Origin of the sequence: Cupriavidus pauculus, assembly GCF_008693385.1 — a bacterium.
Classification (GTDB): Bacteria; Pseudomonadota; Gammaproteobacteria; order Burkholderiales; family Burkholderiaceae; genus Cupriavidus; species Cupriavidus pauculus_D.
Map to the genome: position 1 here is coordinate 132,448 of NZ_CP044067.1, position 13,677 is coordinate 146,124.

Consider the following 13,677-nt stretch of genomic DNA (forward strand, 5'->3'; position numbering starts at 1 on the left):
GAAATCGCGTTTAGCGCCGGTGCTGGAATTGATTACGCTAGAACGCTTCCTCGGCACCTCCCTTCTCCAGCCATGACTCAACGAAGCGGGCAAATCAGCCTCGGCGCGTTCCTGTATCCCTCCGGCCACCATATCGCGGCGTGGCGTCATCCCGATGCGCAGGCCGATGGCGGGATCGACTTCCGGTTCTACGCGGACCTCGCGCGCGCGGCCGAGGCGGCGAAGTTCGACCTGATCTTTCTCGCGGACGGCGCGGGCACGCGCGGCGACAACGTCGAGGTGCTGAGCCGCGTCGCCCATAGCTATCAGGCACAGTTCGAGCCGCTGACACTGTTGTCGGCGCTGTCGGCGGTGACGGAGCGGATCGGCCTTGTGGCCACCGCCTCGACCTCGTTCAACGAGCCGTATCACGTGGCGCGCAAGTTCGCGTCGCTCGACCATCTGTCCGGCGGCCGCGCGGGCTGGAACGTGGTGACCACGGGAAACGAGCACGAGGCGCGCAACTTCAACCTCGACAAACACTACGCGCACGCGGACCGCTACGCGCGGGCACGCGAGTTCGTCGAAGTGGTCACCGGACTGTGGAACAGCTGGGAGGACGACGCGTTCGTGCGGGACAAGGAACGCGGCATCTTCTACGACGCGGCCAAGCGCCATGTGCTGCATCACCGCGGCGAGCACTTCAAGGTGCAGGGGCCGCTGAGCGTCTCCCGTACGCCTCAGGGACATCCGGTGGTGGTGCAGGCGGGATCGTCGGAAGCCGGCAAGGAGCTTGCGGCGCGCAATGGCGAGGTCGTGTTCACCGCGCAGCAGACGCTCGAGGAAGCCGTCGCGTTCTATGCGGACCTGAAGGGCAGGCTCGCGCGGTATGGCCGTTCGCATGACGATCTGCGCGTGATGCCGGGCGTCTTCCCGGTGGTCGGCGCGAGCGAGGCGGAGGCCCGCGAGAAGTTCGAGCAACTGCAGGCGCTGATCGATCCCGTGGTCGGGCTGTCGCTGCTATCGACGATCGCGGGCGGCGTGGACCTGTCGCAGTATCCGCTCGACGGTCCCATTCCGGATCTGCCGGAGACCAATGGCACCAAGAGCCGCCAGCAACTCGTGATCGATCTCGCGCGGCGGGAGAACCTGACCATTCGGCAACTGTACCAACGCGTGGCCGGCGCGCGCGGGCATTGGCAGCTCGTCGGCACGGCGTCGCAGATCGCCGATGAGCTCGAGGAGCGGTTCCGGCATTACGGCGCCGATGGCTACAACATCATGGCCCCGTATCTGCCGGGCGGTCTCCATGACTTTATCGCGCACGTGATTCCGGAACTGCGGCGGCGGGGGTTGTATCGGACCGAGTACACGGGGACGACGTTGCGGGAGCATCTTGGGCTCAAGCGGCCCGCGCATCCCGCAACGGTGTCCGCGTCGACCCTCACACCCGCCTTGCAGCCCGCCTGACCCGATCCCGTTGCCTTATCGACACTCATCACCGTGCCAAAAGAAATCCGCATCAACGCCTTCGTCACGTTCGCCCCGAGCCATCTGTCGCCGGGCCTGTGGAAGCATCCGCGCGACAAATCGCTGCAATACCACACGCTGGCCTACTGGACCGAACTCGCGCAGATCGCGGAACGCGGCCTCTACGACGCGCTGTTCTGGGCCGACGGCATCAGTACGTATAGCGTGTACGGCAATTCGCACGCGCCGGCCATTCGCGGCGCGCTGCAGTTTCCGCGCCTGGATCCATTGCTGCTCGTCTCCGCGATGGCGCAGGTCACGACGCACCTGGGCTTCGCGGTGACGAGCAGCACGACCTACGAGCCGCCGTATCAGTTCGCGCGCCGCATGTCGACGCTCGACCATCTGACGGGTGGCCGCGTGGGCTGGAATATCGTGACGAGCTTCGGCAACACGGGCACGAAGGCCGTGGGCCTCGGCGAATCGCGCGGGCACGACGAGCGCTACGACGTGGCGGACGAGTATATGGAACTGCTATACAAGCTGTGGGAAGGCAGCTGGGAGGACGATGCCGCGGTACGCGACCGCGAGGGACAGGTCTTTGCGGACCCGAGCAAGGTGCACGAGATCCATCACGACGGCAAGTACTACCAGATGGAAGGCGTGCACTACAGCGAGCCGTCCCCGCAGCGCACACCGCTGCTGTATCAGGCCGGCGCCTCCGCGCGCGGGAAGGACTTCGCCGCCAAACACGCGGAATGCGTGTTTATCAGCGCGCCGAGCCGCAAGGTCATTCGCGATACGGTGGAGGACACCCGCCGCCGCGTGGCGGAGCAGGGGCGCGATCCGGCATCGGTGCTGTTCTTCATGCTGCTGACCGTGATCGTCGGCCGTACCGAGGAGGAGGCGCGCGCGAAGCTCGCCGATATCGAGCAGCATGTGAGCCTCGAAGGCGCGCTGGCGCTGTTCTCGCGCTGGACCGGTGTCGATCTGGCCGGCAAGGATATCGACGCGCCGTTCACGTACGAGCGCAGCGAGGCCATGCAATCGACGATCGAGGGCTTTACCATCGGCGATCCGGACCGCGTATGGACCATCGGTGAACTGGCGCGGCATAACGCGATCGGCGGCAAGGGGCCTGTCATCGTCGGCTCCCCGGAGCAGGTGGCGGACGCGATGCAGGCGTGGATCGAGGACACGGGCGTCGATGGCTTCAATCTCAGCTACACGATCATGCCCGATTCGCATCGCGACTTCGTGGAGCTCGTGGTGCCCGAACTGCAGCGGCGCGGCGTCTACAAGACCGAATATCGCCCCGGCACGCTCCGCGAGAAGCTGTATGGCGACGGCCGTGCGCTGCTCGGCGAGGATCACGTGGCGGCCAGCCATCGGGTGCGGGAAGGTGACCGCGAAGGTGTCCGCGAAGGTGCACGGGAAGGGGAAACCGTATGACAGCGCCATCCGCTATCCCACGCATTGCGATCGTCGGCGGCGGTTTCGCGGGCGTGGCCGTCGCGCTGCGGCTGCTGCGCCAGTCGCCGGTGCCGCTCCATATCGATCTGATCGAACCGGCCGAGACACCGGGACTTGGCGTGGCCTATGCCACGGCGTTGCCGCATCACCTGATCAACGGCATCAGCAAGATGATCAGCCTGTTCGACGACGAGCCCGGGCACTTCACGGACTGGCTTGCGCGGCAGGTGGCCGCGGGTGCCTGGACGCCGCCGGAGGGCGTGGCGCTGGGCGACAGTCTGCCGCCGCGGCGGCTCTACGGTGCCTATCTTCAGGAAGCGTGGACGACCTGCATGGCGACCCACCCGGCAGCATTGCGCGAGGGCCTGACGCTCGAGCATCTGCGTGCGCGCGCGACGGGCTTGCAGCGGGTAGGCAAGTCCTACGTGGTGACGCTCGGCGACGGCCGCCGGCGGCATGCTGACAAGGTCGTGCTGGCCACGGGCCTGATGCAACGCCGCGCGAAGGATCTGCCGTTTGCCATCGACGATGCGGTGCTCGCATCGCGTGCGTATGTCCATGACCAATGGGCGCCGGGCGCGCTCGATGGCATCGCGCGCGGGCGACGCATCGTCTATCTCGGTGCGGGCCTGAGCGCGCTGGACGGTCTGATTTCCGCCGAGCATGCGGGGTTTCGGGGCGAACATGTGGCGATCTCGCGCAAGGGGCTTGCCGTCAACGAACGTCGCGCACTGGAGCCGTGGCCCGACTTCGTCGAGATTCCAGAGCACGGCCTGACGCTGCGCGAGCTCGTCCGGCAGGTCCATCCCCAGCTGCGCCGGTTGCGCGCGCAGGGCGAGGACTGGCAGCGCATCGTGCCGACATTGCGGCTGCATGTGGATGCGCTATGGGCGCGCGCATCCGAAGCCGAACGCCGCCGCTTCGTCCGTACGCTGCGATCGCTATGGGACGTGTCGCTGCATCGCTCGGCGCCGGTGGCGCTTGCCTGGCAAACGCGCGTCAAGGCCGATGGACGCTATCGTCATGAGGCCGGGCAGTTGCTGGCGGTGGAGGCGCTGGCCGACGGCCGGCTGGCCGTGCGCTGGCGCGAGCGCGGCGGTACCGCGGTGCATACGCTCGAGGCAGACCGCGTGGTCAATTGCCTCGGTTTCGAATACGACTGGCGACGCAGCGACGATCCGCTTTGCCGCGATGTGCTGGCACGCGGGCTCGTGCTGCCCGACCCGCTGGGCTTTGGCCTGCAGGCGGCGCGCGACACCTGCGCGCTGCTCGACGCGCATGGGCACCCGCAGGCGGGGCTCCATGCCGTGGGGCATCCATTGCGCGGGGTCTTCTGGGAGTCGAATGCCGTGACCGAGCATATTCCGCAGGTCGGCAAGGTGACGCGCGCGTTGATCGCGCAACTGGAAGCCGCGCGTATCGAGGAGCGTGCGGTGGCGTAAGCGTGGCTGCGTCGACAAGTGCATATGGTTATCGGCATTCATTCGTTCCCGTGCACATACCCCGGGCCGTATCCTGCAGTCTCGTATCACGGCACTGACAGGAGCCATGGCAATCTACCTCGACGATCGGCAACGCGAAGAGCTGACGCGCGCGGCGCGGCACTGGCTCTGGCGCACGGAAATGCCGACATGGATGCTTGTGGTGGCCGTCTATGGATCCTGGTTCGGCGTCGCGGCCAACGCGGCGCGGCTGGGATTGCCGCTGACCTGCGTGCTGCTCACGCTGGCCACCACGTGGTACCTCTCGCTGCAGCACGAGCTGCTGCATGGTCATCCGACGCGCGTGCCATGGCTCAATACGTTGCTCGGCGCGGCGCCCCTCGGCGTATGGCTCCCGTACGGCCTCTACCGGCGCGCGCATCTCCAGCATCACGATGCGGAGCTCACGCATCCCGAGGCGGATCCTGAAAGCTATTTCCTGTTTCCGATCGAATGGCAGGCGGCGGGTCCGCTGCGCCGCCGGCTCTACGCCACGCGCAATACGCTGCTCGGGCGCGTGGTGCTGCAGCCCGCGTTCTCGATCTACGCGATCGCGGCGGAGGCGGCGGGCAAGGTGAGGGCGGGGGACTGGCGCGATGTGCCGATGTGGCTCGCGCATCTGTCGGCGCTGGCGGCATTGCTGGGGTGGCTGCAATATGCTTGCGGCATCCCCGTGTGGCTGGTGCTCTGCGGCGTTGTATATCCAGCCATGTCGCTCGCGGCCATCCGGTCGTTCCAGGAACACCGTCCCAGCGATTCGCATCCGGGCCGCAGCATCATCAACGATGCGGGGCTGGGCTGGCGGCTGCTGTTCCTCAATAACAACTATCACCTCGTGCATCACGATCTGCCCTCGGTGCCGTGGTTCGCGCTCGGCTGGGTGTACCGGCGTCGCGCGGAGGACTACCTGGCACGCAATGACGGCTTTTTCGTGCGGGGCTATCGGGAATGGCTGCGGCGGTATGCGTGGCGCCCGGTGGCACCCGTCGCGCACCCGATATTTCAGGGACCGTCCAGCCATGGCTAAGCTCGAGCGCTGGGTAGCCGCACTGCCCATGTACAACGTTTCCGCATCCCTGCGCGCCGACTGGCTCGAGCTGATCGAGCGCGTGGGCGACGCACTGGCACGCGACGGTGCGGCCGAGGGGAGCGCCATCGCCCTGCGCGCCGTGGATCCCGGCGAAGGCCACGATGCCCTGCAGGCATTCTGGCATCGCGACGATCTGCTGCTGTCGCAGACCTGCGGACTCCCGCTCGTACGCGGACTGGCGCCGCACGTGCGCCTGATCGGCACGCCGCGGTTCGACGTGCCGGGCTGTCACCGGCAACGCTATCGCAGCGCGCTCGTGGTGCGCGCGGGCGGTCCCAGGTCGCTGGCCGACTGTCGCGGCGCGCGTGCCGCCTGCAACGGCCCCGATTCGCATAGCGGCATGAATGCGCTGCGCCATGCGGTGGCGCCGCTGGTCAAGGCAGACACCGACGGCGGCCGGTTCTTCAGCCAGATCGTGCTCACCGGTTCCCATCTGGCGTCGCTGGCCGCGCTGGGCAACGACGAAGCGGACGTGGCCGCCATCGATTGCGTCACGCTGGCATTCGCGGCCGAGCATCATCCCGAACTGGTGGCCGGCGTGCGGCAGATCGGCTTTACGCGGCCCGTGCCCGGGCTGCCGTTTATCGCTTCCCGGCGCGCGAGCGTGGCGCTGGTCCGCCGCGTACGCGCGGCCTTGCGCAGCGTGCTGCACGAGCGCCCCGACCTCAGTGCGCGGCTCCACCTGGGAGACGTGGTGCGCTCCACCGTGGCCGACTACCTGCCGATTGCCTCGATGGAGCGCGAGGCGCAGCTGCGCGGCTACGCGCAACTGGCCTGACCGGCGCCGGTCAGCGTTCGGTTAACGTTCGGTTAACGTTGATACGCCGGAGGATTGAAGCCCGCAAACTTCTGCTGGGTCACGGCCTTGAACTCGGCCGACCGATACGCATCGCGGATATCGGCGACAAACGGCCGATTGATATCGGTCGTGCGCACGGCCACGAGGTTCATGTAGTAGTCCGGAATGGCTTCCAGCTTCAGCGCCGATGTCAGCGACAGCCCCGACGCCAGCGCGAAGTTGCCGTTGACGAACGCATAGTCCACATCGTCGAGCGAGCGCGGCAACTGCGCGGCCTCCAGTTGCACGAGCTTGAGCTTGTGCGGATTGCCGTCGATATCGCGCTCGGACGCGCGCACGGCGTCGGTGCCCGGCTTGAGCGTGACCCAGCCGATCTGCTGCAGAATCGCGATCGCGCGCGCAAGGTTGGTCGGGTCGTTCGGCAGCGAGACCGTCGCGCCGCTCTTCACGTCCTGCAGCGACTTGTGCTTGCGGCTGTAGATGCCGATCGGCGCGGTCGGCACCTTCACGACCTCCGACAGTTGCAGCTTGCGATCCGACGAGAACTTCTTCAGATACACCTCGTGCTGGAAGGCATTGGCGTCGATCGCCCCGTCGGCGAGTGCGAGGTTCGGCTGCACGTAGTCGCTGAACTCGACGATCGTCACCTTGTACCCGCGCTGTTCGAGAATCGGCTTGATCCCGAAGCGCACCTGATCCGCGTACGGGCCTGCCGTCGCGCCGAAGCGAATTTCCTTCTTGTCCGCATCGGCCGCGTGCGCGATACCGGCCGTCTGCATGACACCGCCCGCGATCACTGCCGCCAGCAGTGCCAACGTGCGCCGGCGGTAGATCGTTCCTGCTTTCATATTCACTCCCCTGTGTTCGTTATCGAAATAGTCAGACTGCAAACTGAAACGCAAGCGGCACGTGATCGGTCACGACGTGCAGCTGCGGTGCCAGCGGCGGCGCGGCGGCTTCGGCCGGCTTGTCGCCGAGTTCGCGCAGCACGGTGTCCCGGATGCGCGAGAACGCGGGCGCCGACCGTTCGCGCGGATGGGCGAGATCCACGGGCACGATGCGGCGGATACGTCCAGGCCGAGGCTCCATGACCACCACGCGTTCGCCGAGGTAGACCGCTTCCTCGACGTCATGCGTGACGAGAATCATCGTGATGCCCTCGGCCTGCCAGATGCGGTGGAGTTCCTGTTGCAGGTAAGCGCGCGTCAGCGCATCGAGCGCGCCGAACGGTTCGTCCAGCAGCAGGATGTCCGGACGCGTGACGAGCGCCCGCGCGATGGCCACGCGCTGGGACATCCCGCCCGACAACTGGTACGGATAGGCGTGTTCGAAGCCGCCCAGTCCGACGAGGTCGATATGGGACTGCACGGTGCGGAACTTGTCGCCTTCGCTGAGGCCGCTGTTCAGCAAGGCCAGCGAGATGTTCTGCTCGACCGTGAGCCACGGAAACAGCCGATGCTCCTGGAACACGATGCCGCGCTGCAGGCTCGTGCCCACCACGCGCTTGCCGTCGAGCAGGATCTCGCCGCGGTATTCGTCCTCGAGGCCGACGATCAGCCGCAGCAGCGTGGACTTGCCGCACCCGCTGGTGCCGACCACGCTGACGAATTCGCCGGGCTGGATGGAGAGCGTGATGTCCTCGAGCACCGGCAGGGCCGCGCCCTTGACGTCGTACTGTTTCGACAAATGCGAGATATCGAGTGTGCCGGCATGTGCCATCGGCATGTCTCCGAAAGAGGTTCAGTGGGCGGCGACCGAGCGGCCGCGCCAGCGCAGCAGCCGCGCCTCGATATGGCCGGCGATCCAGTTGAGGGTGAAGCCGACGAGGCCCACGACGATGACGCCGAACAGCACGAGGTCCATCCAGAAGTTCTCGCGGCCGTCGATCATCGTGTTGCCGATGCCCTTGCCGGACACCAGCAGGTACTCGGCGCCGAGCGTGGCCAGCCACGCATAGATCAGCGCCAGATGAATGCCCGCGAAGATCGCGGGCGAGGCAGCGGGCAGCACCACGCGCCACAGCGTTTGCCGGCGCGTAAAGCGCAGCACGCGCGAGACCTCGATCAGGTCCGCCGGCACGCCACGAATGCCCTCGAAGGTGTTGAGCACGACGGGGAAGAATGCGGCTAGCGACAGGAAGACGACCTTGGCGGTATCGCCGAGGCCGAACCAGACCGAGATCAGCGGAATCCACGCGAACAGCGAGATCTGCTTGACCGTGTGGAACGTCGGGCCGACCATTTTCTCGCACAGACGCGACAGGCCAAGCGCGGTACCGAACAGGAGGCCGACGGTCGTGCCGATGGCGAAACCTGCCAGATCGCGCCACAGGCTGGCGGCCAGGGCCGCGAACAGCTTGCCGCTGACAATCTGCTCGACGGCGGTATCCCAAACCTTGGACGGCGCCACGAGCAGCGGCGATCTGGACCAGCCGAATGCGACGGCGGCCCACCAGAGCGTAACGAGACCGACCGGCAACACCCATCCGCGCAGCACGCGTGGAATGCCCGGCTTCGTGGATGCAATCATGGCATGTGCCTCCTCAAAAGCCCGGTTTCCGCCAGCGCAACACGACACGCTCGGCCCGCGCGAGCAGCTGATCGAGCGTAAAGCCGATCGCGCCGACGACGATGACCGCCGCGATCACCATATCGAGCTGGAACAGCTGCCGTCCGTACACGATCATGTAGCCCAGCCCCTCGGAGGAGGCGAGCAGCTCCACGACGACGAGCGCGAGCCACGCATGCGTCAATCCATAGCGAATGCCATTCCATACGGGCGCGGCCGCCGCGGGAAAGATCACGCGCGACAGCGTCTGCCATCGCGACAGCCGCAGCACGCGCGCCACTTCCAGATACGGGGCGGGCACGTTGCCGATGCCCTTGTACGTGTTGATGGCAATCGGCACGAGCGCCGCCTTGGCAATCAGGATGATCTTGAGCGCTTCGTCGATGCCGACCAGCAGCATCAGCAGCGGCAGCCATCCGAGTACGGGCACCTGGCTGAACGCCTTGAACGTGGGATAAACGTAGTCGCGGAACCGCGCCGACAGTCCCATGGCCGTACCCAGCGACAAGCCGGCGACGAGGCCGACGCCGAATCCGGCCGCCACGCGCAGCGCGCTGATGCGCAGGTTGTCCCATAGCTCGCCGGACGCGTGCAGGTCCGCCAGCGTGTGCGCCACGGCTTCGGGCGTCGGCAGGACCTGCGGTGGAATCCATTCGAAGCGGGCGGCGATGTACCAGATGGCCAGCAGCGCCAGCGGCACGGGCCAGGCGAGCAGCACGTCCACGATATGCCGGCGGTAGCCGTCGAGGGCAACGGCGGGCCGCGGCGCTTCCAGCGCGAGCGAGTCGGTTGCCATTACGCCCCCAGGATCTTGCCGTCCGGCTGGTAGATGGGCCAGTAAGTCTGGAGCTTCAGCTCGTCGAGCGCGGTACGCAGGTAGCGCTGATCGATCCACTGGTCCACGTCGAAGCGCGCGCGGCTGAGGCGGAACCGATAGGACTGCTCCACGGCGTCCTTGTAGCGCGCGACGAGGAACGGATCGAAGTTCGGATTGAGGCGAACGCGCAGCGGTTCGCCGTCGAAGTCTTCCTTCCAGTGCTCGTAAGGCGTGCCCGCGCGCGCCCATGTCCGTAGCACTTCTTCGCGATTCTTTTCATCCGAGGCCCAGCGCGCCGATTCGACGGCCGTACGCACGAACTGCTGCGTGGCCTCCGGATAGCGGCCGGCGAAGTCGTCGGTGACCAGGACATGGCTCTGCCGCGTATAGATCGGCGACTGACCCTTGCTCGTATACAGCACGCGCACGGCGCCCTTGTCGCGCAGGCGCAGGATGTCCATCGCGCCGATGGCCGCGTCGATATCGCGCGTGGTCAGTGCCGCGAGATAGCCGGCGGTATCGAGGTTCAGGAGCCGCACGTCCTTCTCGGTCAGCCCCTGCGATTCGAGCAGCCGCAGTGCCGGCAAATGCATATTCGTGCCCTTGAACAGCGATACCCGCTTGCCGCGCAGATCCGCCACCGTCTTGAGTGGAGAGTCCGGCGGCACGCCGATATAGATGTTGGTCCGCACCCCGGTGGCCAGCACCAGCCGCGTCTTCAGACCGGCCGCGCGCGCGACGATCGAAGGCAGGTCGCCCTGCAGCGCGAAGTCCAGCTGGCGGTTGGTCAGGGCCTCGTTGACGGCGGGACCGGCGCCCTTGAAGAAGTACCACTCGATACGCGTGCCGGCAGGCTTGAACGCTTCCTCGACCCAGCCCTTGGCGTGCGCGATGGAGAGCGAACTGCCGGCGAAGGTCGGCGGCGTGCCGGTGGCGGGCTGCGCCACGCCGATGCGGATGACGTCCGGGCGCGCCGCGGCGGATGGGGCACTGAATGCGCTGAACGGAGTGAGGGCGGACAGCGTTGCCGCGCCGAGGCCGACGCGGCCGAGCTTCCACAGGGCATCCCGCCGGGCGGGGTCGAGATACGGGTCGTTCCGATCGGGCATGGGGCGCAAATGAGGGTGGTGAGCCGACCCACACGATAAGCGGCGGTGACACGTCCGACGAACGAAGGAATTTACGGATCGTTATGGGACCCTGCCGCATAAGGGCATGCGGGTTTTGCGCGAGTGCCGATAAGGTCTTCGGCCTGTTCTGACAGCACGTTGCGCGCCTGTCCTACAAAATCCGGGCCCCGGTTTTTCTACACTGACAGTGAGCCGCTTCCGACGCGATGCAAAGCGTACTTCGGAGGCGCCCACAAACTGACCGCAAGGAGCGTAATCATGAACAAGGACCAAGTGAAGGGTCGCATGACCGAGGCCAAGGGCAAGGCGAAGGAACTCGCCGGCAAGCTCACGGGCAAGACCTCCACCGAGATCAAGGGCAAGGCCGAGCAAGTGGCTGGCAAGACGCAGGCCAGCTACGGCGATGCCAAGGAAGACATCAAGAAGAGCCCGCGCTGAGCGGCATCTTCAGAGCTTCCATCGCGCATAAAAGCAAGTCGCGGAAGGGCAGGGAGCGGGGCGCAGGCCCCGCTCCCTTTTTGCTTACTTGAGCTCGGGCAGGAGCCGCCCCGGGTTCAGCAGATTCTTCGGATCCAGCGCGCGCTTGACCTGCCACATCAATTCGAGCTCCACCGACGACTTGTATTGCAGCAGATCGTCCCGCTTGGCCACGCCGACCCCATGCTCGGCCGAAATCGAGCCATTCTCGGCATGGGCCAGCCCGTCCACGAGGTCCGACACGGGCTTGTACCACTGGGCGAGGAACGACTTGGCGTCGCGGTCGCGTGGCCGCAGCGGATTGAAGTGGACATTGCCGTCGCCCATATGGCCGTAGATGACCATGCGCGTGGCGGGCTCCAGCGCCAGCACTTCAGCCGACGCCTTGCCGATGAACTGCGCAATACGCGAGACGGGCACCGAGATATCGCACTTGATGCTTCCGCCGGTGCGCGTCTGCGCGTCGGAGATTTCCTCCCGGATACGCCAGAACTGCTGCACATCGGCCAGGCTCGATGCCACGGCCGCATCGACGACGAGGCCCGCCTCCAGACCCGCCTCCAGAATCTCCATCAGCGTGCCGCCGAGCGTCTCCTCGTCGGCGCCCGACGTCAGCTCGATCAGCACCATCCAGTCGTGCCGGCTCTCGAGCGGCGAGGGGATATTGCCCAGATACTCGAGCACGAGCTCCAGCGCGGGCGCCGAGATCAGTTCGAAGGCGGTCACGGCACCGCCCGACAGCGCGCGCGCACGGCCAAGCAGGTCCACGGCGGCCTCGGGGCTCTGCACGGCCACGAAGGCGACCGCGGTCGAGCGCGGCTGCGGCATCAGCTTGAGCACCGCGCCCGTGATGATGCCGAGCGTGCCTTCCGCGCCAATGAACAGGTGCTTGAGGTCGTAGCCCGTGTTGTCCTTGCGCAGTCCTTTCAGCGATGAAAACACGCGGCCATCGGGCAGGACCACCTCGATGCCGAGCACGAGGTCGCGCATATTGCCGTAGCGCAGGACCGCCGTGCCGCCCGCGTTGGTCGAGAGATTGCCGCCGATCTGGCACGAACCTTCCGAGCCGATGCGCAACGGAAACAGGCGCTTCGCTTCGTCGGCCGCGGCACGGGCCGCGGACAGCGTCACGCCGGCTTCCACGGTCATCGTGTCGTTGATCGTATCGATCGCCAGCACGCGATGCATCTTCTTGAGGCTGATGACCACGGCGGTGCCGCTATCGTCGGGCACCGCGCCTCCCATCAGCGACGTGTTGCCGCCCTGCGGCACGACGGGCACGTCGTTGGCATGGCACCACGCCATCACGCGGCTGACCTGCCCGGTCGTCGCGGGCATGACCACCACCGGCGACCGGCCGCGATAGAGGCGGCGATAGTCGGTGACATAGGCCTCGGTATCGGCATCGGCGGTCAGGCAGTTGCCGGCGCCGACGATGTCCTGCATGGCGGACAGCAGGGCGGCTTGGGTGGGGGAAGCGGTCATCGTGGCTCGGAGGGCGGGAAAGTCGGCGGGAAAGCAGGCGGAAAAGCAGGCGGAAAAGTCGGCAGGTTAGTAGGCAGCGCCCGGCGCGGCAATGCTGGCGGCGCGGTCCGGCAGGAACTCGGCGGCCAGCCGGCGCGCGGCGTTGGCATAGACCAGTACGTCCACGCCGGTCGCCACGAACGTGCAGCCCAGCTCCAGATACCGGCGTGCGAGCGTGTTGTCGGAAGTCAGCGTACCGGCCGCCTTGCCACTCGCCACGATCGTGCGCATCGCGGATTCTATCTGGTCCTGCACCTCCGGGTGCCCCGGGTTGCCGCGATGGCCCATCGACGCGGCGAGGTCGGCCGGACCGATAAACACGCCATGCACGCCGTCGACGGCGCAGATCGCTTCCAGATTCTGCATGGCGGTCACGGTTTCGGCCTGCACGAGCAGGCAGACCTCGTCGTCGGCCACGGTTAGGTAGTCCTTGCGGGCCGACCACTGGGACACGCGCGCCACGGCGCTGCCCACGCCGCGCACGCCGAACGGCGGATAGCGCGTGGCGCGCACCAGCGCGGCGGCCTGTTTGGCGGTATCGACCATCGGAATCAGCAGCGTGCGCGCGCCGATATCGAGCAGCTGCTTGATCAGCGCGGTCTCGCCCGAGACGGCACGTACGACGGCCTGCGAGCGGTAGGGCCCGAGCGCCTGCAGCGTTTCCAGGATCGAGCGCACGTCGTTGGGCGCATGCTCGCCGTCCACGAGCAGCCAGTCGAAGCCGGCCGTGGCGCTGATCTCGGCCAGATAGGACGATGCGGCGGACATCCAGAGTCCGATCTGCGGCTGGCCAGCGGCCAGGGCGGCCTTGAACGGGTTATGGGCGGGCATGCGGTCTCCTTGGTGTCCGTGTTGGTCTCTGTTTTCGG

General features: G+C 66.8%; 13 protein-coding genes. 6 read left to right on the forward strand and 7 right to left on the reverse strand.

Features of this window, described 5'->3' with window-relative positions; translation table 11 throughout:
* Positions 1-72 precede the first annotated feature (72 nt).
* The 5 genes from FOB72_RS18855 (at position 73) to FOB72_RS18875 (ending at position 6,271) form a co-directional block, all read left to right on the forward strand.
* Positions 73-1,449 (forward strand): LLM class flavin-dependent oxidoreductase, encoded by a 1,377-nt coding sequence (locus tag FOB72_RS18855; RefSeq protein WP_150374275.1) that lies wholly within the window; start codon positions 73-75, stop codon positions 1,447-1,449.
* Between the two features lie 33 nt (positions 1,450-1,482).
* Positions 1,483-2,901 carry an LLM class flavin-dependent oxidoreductase gene (locus FOB72_RS18860; RefSeq protein WP_150374276.1) on the forward strand — a complete coding sequence of 473 codons (1,419 nt, stop codon included), beginning with the start codon at positions 1,483-1,485 and terminating at the stop codon, positions 2,899-2,901.
* Positions 2,898-4,364, forward strand: coding sequence for an FAD/NAD(P)-binding protein (locus FOB72_RS18865; RefSeq protein ID WP_150374277.1), 1,467 nt, complete (start codon positions 2,898-2,900; stop codon positions 4,362-4,364). Before FOB72_RS18860 ends, FOB72_RS18865 begins: the two co-directional genes overlap by 4 nt.
* A 106-nt stretch (positions 4,365-4,470) precedes the next feature.
* The gene (locus FOB72_RS18870) at positions 4,471-5,430 is read left to right on the forward strand and encodes a fatty acid desaturase (protein WP_150374278.1); all 960 of its coding nucleotides are present in this window, start codon (positions 4,471-4,473) and stop codon (positions 5,428-5,430) included.
* Entirely contained in the window at positions 5,423-6,271 is an 849-nt protein-coding gene (locus FOB72_RS18875; RefSeq protein WP_223851692.1) for a phosphate/phosphite/phosphonate ABC transporter substrate-binding protein, read from the forward strand. The genes FOB72_RS18870 and FOB72_RS18875 overlap by 8 nt, the downstream gene beginning before the upstream one ends.
* Positions 6,272-6,303: 32 nt before the next feature.
* Here FOB72_RS18875 and FOB72_RS18880 read toward each other — a convergent pair whose 3' ends face one another.
* From FOB72_RS18880 to FOB72_RS18900, 5 genes are read right to left on the reverse strand one after another with little or no spacing between them, the layout of a single operon-like run.
* The gene (locus tag FOB72_RS18880) at positions 6,304-7,140 is read right to left on the reverse strand and encodes a MetQ/NlpA family ABC transporter substrate-binding protein (RefSeq protein ID WP_150374279.1); all 837 of its coding nucleotides are present in this window, start codon (positions 7,138-7,140) and stop codon (positions 6,304-6,306) included.
* Positions 7,141-7,171: 31 nt separating this feature from the next.
* Positions 7,172-8,011 carry an ABC transporter ATP-binding protein gene (locus tag FOB72_RS18885; protein ID WP_150374280.1) on the reverse strand — a complete coding sequence of 280 codons (840 nt, stop codon included), beginning with the start codon at positions 8,009-8,011 and terminating at the stop codon, positions 7,172-7,174.
* A gap of 21 nt (positions 8,012-8,032) precedes the next feature.
* Positions 8,033-8,821, reverse strand: a complete 789-nt coding sequence (locus tag FOB72_RS18890; RefSeq protein ID WP_150374281.1) for an ABC transporter permease — start codon at positions 8,819-8,821, stop codon at positions 8,033-8,035.
* Positions 8,822-8,834: 13 nt separating this feature from the next.
* Positions 8,835-9,656, reverse strand: a complete 822-nt coding sequence (locus FOB72_RS18895; protein WP_150374282.1) for an ABC transporter permease — start codon at positions 9,654-9,656, stop codon at positions 8,835-8,837.
* Complete coding sequence (locus FOB72_RS18900; RefSeq protein ID WP_150374283.1) at positions 9,656-10,786, reverse strand: ABC transporter substrate-binding protein; 1,131 nt, start codon at positions 10,784-10,786, stop codon at positions 9,656-9,658. Before FOB72_RS18900 ends, FOB72_RS18895 begins: the two co-directional genes overlap by 1 nt.
* Before the next feature lie 279 nt (positions 10,787-11,065).
* On the opposite strand from FOB72_RS18900, the gene FOB72_RS18905 reads away from it, so the two are divergent.
* On the forward strand, positions 11,066-11,245 hold the full coding sequence (locus FOB72_RS18905; RefSeq protein ID WP_150374284.1) for a CsbD family protein: 180 nt from the start codon (positions 11,066-11,068) through the stop codon (positions 11,243-11,245).
* Positions 11,246-11,329: 84 nt separating this feature from the next.
* Here the strand turns inward: FOB72_RS18905 and FOB72_RS18910 are convergent, their stop codons facing one another.
* A complete protein-coding gene (locus FOB72_RS18910; protein ID WP_150374285.1) occupies positions 11,330-12,769 on the reverse strand; it encodes an FAD-binding oxidoreductase in 1,440 nt (479 codons plus the stop codon).
* A 66-nt stretch (positions 12,770-12,835) separates the two neighbouring features.
* Complete coding sequence (gene hpaI / locus FOB72_RS18915; protein WP_150374286.1) at positions 12,836-13,639, reverse strand: 4-hydroxy-2-oxoheptanedioate aldolase; 804 nt, start codon at positions 13,637-13,639, stop codon at positions 12,836-12,838.
* Positions 13,640-13,677: the final 38 nt, after the last annotated feature.

Excerpts from the sequence above, each read along its gene's own strand:
- FOB72_RS18855 (WP_150374275.1), top strand. The coding sequence starts at position 73 with ATGACTCAACGAAGCGGGCAAATCAGCCTCGGCGCGTTCCTGTATCCC.
- FOB72_RS18865 (WP_150374277.1), top strand. The coding sequence starts at position 2,898 with ATGACAGCGCCATCCGCTATCCCACGCATTGCGATCGTCGGCGGCGGT.
- FOB72_RS18870 (WP_150374278.1), top strand. The coding sequence starts at position 4,471 with ATGGCAATCTACCTCGACGATCGGCAACGCGAAGAGCTGACGCGCGCG.
- FOB72_RS18875 (WP_223851692.1), top strand. The coding sequence starts at position 5,423 with ATGGCTAAGCTCGAGCGCTGGGTAGCCGCACTGCCCATGTACAACGTT.
- FOB72_RS18880 (WP_150374279.1), bottom strand. The coding sequence starts at position 7,140 with ATGAAAGCAGGAACGATCTACCGCCGGCGCACGTTGGCACTGCTGGCG.
- FOB72_RS18885 (WP_150374280.1), bottom strand. The coding sequence starts at position 8,011 with ATGGCACATGCCGGCACACTCGATATCTCGCATTTGTCGAAACAGTAC.
- FOB72_RS18890 (WP_150374281.1), bottom strand. The coding sequence starts at position 8,821 with ATGATTGCATCCACGAAGCCGGGCATTCCACGCGTGCTGCGCGGATGG.
- FOB72_RS18895 (WP_150374282.1), bottom strand. The coding sequence starts at position 9,656 with ATGGCAACCGACTCGCTCGCGCTGGAAGCGCCGCGGCCCGCCGTTGCC.
- FOB72_RS18900 (WP_150374283.1), bottom strand. The coding sequence starts at position 10,786 with ATGCCCGATCGGAACGACCCGTATCTCGACCCCGCCCGGCGGGATGCC.
- FOB72_RS18905 (WP_150374284.1), top strand. The coding sequence starts at position 11,066 with ATGAACAAGGACCAAGTGAAGGGTCGCATGACCGAGGCCAAGGGCAAG.
- FOB72_RS18910 (WP_150374285.1), bottom strand. The coding sequence starts at position 12,769 with ATGACCGCTTCCCCCACCCAAGCCGCCCTGCTGTCCGCCATGCAGGAC.
- hpaI (WP_150374286.1), bottom strand. The coding sequence starts at position 13,639 with ATGCCCGCCCATAACCCGTTCAAGGCCGCCCTGGCCGCTGGCCAGCCG.